This is a genomic window from Acinetobacter sp. Ver3, assembly GCF_000632455.1.
Taxonomy (GTDB): domain Bacteria; phylum Pseudomonadota; class Gammaproteobacteria; order Pseudomonadales; family Moraxellaceae; genus Acinetobacter.
Genome location: NZ_JFYL01000157.1, coordinates 1 through 1334, shown reverse-complemented (window position 1 = coordinate 1334; position 1334 = coordinate 1). Strand labels below are relative to the sequence as shown.

Sequence of the window (1334 nt, the reverse complement as noted above, 5' to 3'; positions counted from 1 at the left end):
GGTACCAAACCCACCAATCATAATGGTTGAACCGTCTTTAATTTGGGAGAGGGCTTCGGTTAAAGTCTTTTGAGATTTATCAATCATAGCGTTTTATAGATAAAGCTATCTATATCCTTTTCGGTCTTGCAAAAATTTAAACAAATCAAAATGATTAGATTTGGATTGGTCTAAATTCTTTAGTTGAATAAGATAAAGGATGGATGCGAAATCCATCCCTTTATTATTTTTAAGCTGATGCGCGGCGGCGTTCAACTTCAGTAGAAGGCGCACCTTCAACGTCTTTCACTAATTCAATGTCAAATTGAATATATTTGAACGCACCTTTCAGACCACGACGAGCAATTTCAGCTTCATCAGTTACATCTACAGCAGTTGCCACTAAGCCATCACGCGTTGCAAATGCAAAGTCATCCCAAAGGTATTCATCACCTTCGATGTTGAACTGCGTAGTTAATTTGCGGTAGCCAGGTGCAGTGACGAAGTAATGCACGTGTGAAGGGCGGTTACCGTGACGACCAAGTTTGTCTAATACAAACTGAGTTGTACCTTCTGGTGGGCAGCCATAACCTACAGGCATCGTGGTTAATGCCGTATATTGACCTTGTGCATCCGTGAAGATCGTACGACGTAAGTTGAAGTCAGATTGAGACTTATCAAAGAACGAGTAGTTACCTAAGCTGTTTGCATGCCAAACTTCAACTTTAGCGCCTTCAATGATGTTACCTTCAGTATCTTTAACGATACCTTCAATAATTAAAGTTGGGATTTTGCCTTCTTCAGAACCATCATCCATACGTGCAAAACCAACTGATTCTGGTGCACCAGCGACATACAATGGACCTTCAATTGTACGTGGAGTACCACCTGTAATACCTGCTTGAGCATCTTTCTCATCTGCGCGTAAATCAAGGAAATGCTCAAGACCTAAACCAGCAGCCAAAAGACCTAATTCGTTTGCTTGACCAGCATCAGTAAAGTACTCAAGACCTTTCCAAACTTCAGATTGGCTTAAATCTAAATCTTCAATCGCTTGGAATAAGTCAGATACTAAACGTACAACGATTTGCTGAACACGTTCATCAACAGGACCTGTTGCAGTATCAACGTTCATTTTTTTGACTAAAGCATTAATTTGTTCGCGGTTCATACTATTTCTCCTTAAGTATGCTTGCTGTGTGGTGGCTCACTTCTAATGTGTTTGAGCTCGCTGCCACAATCCTTGTTTAAAATGACGCTAAAAAACCTCTGGATGTATTGATGTCATGGCCTGAATCAATCAAGCCAAGACACTTAAAACTTAACGATCATCTTCACGGATAGAAGATGGGTGA

2 protein-coding genes are annotated in these 1334 nt (G+C 40.6%); both read right to left on the bottom strand.

Annotated features, from left to right (window positions below; genetic code table 11):
* The coding region (locus CL42_RS17160; protein ID WP_322840239.1) for a CoA-transferase at positions 1–87 on the bottom strand (87 nt) is incomplete at its 3' end.
* A gap of 142 nt (positions 88–229) precedes the next feature.
* Positions 230–1150, bottom strand: a complete 921-nt coding sequence (catA, locus tag CL42_RS16100) for a catechol 1,2-dioxygenase (RefSeq protein ID WP_035270949.1) — start codon at positions 1148–1150, stop codon at positions 230–232.
* Between the last annotated feature and the right edge of the window lie 184 nt (positions 1151–1334).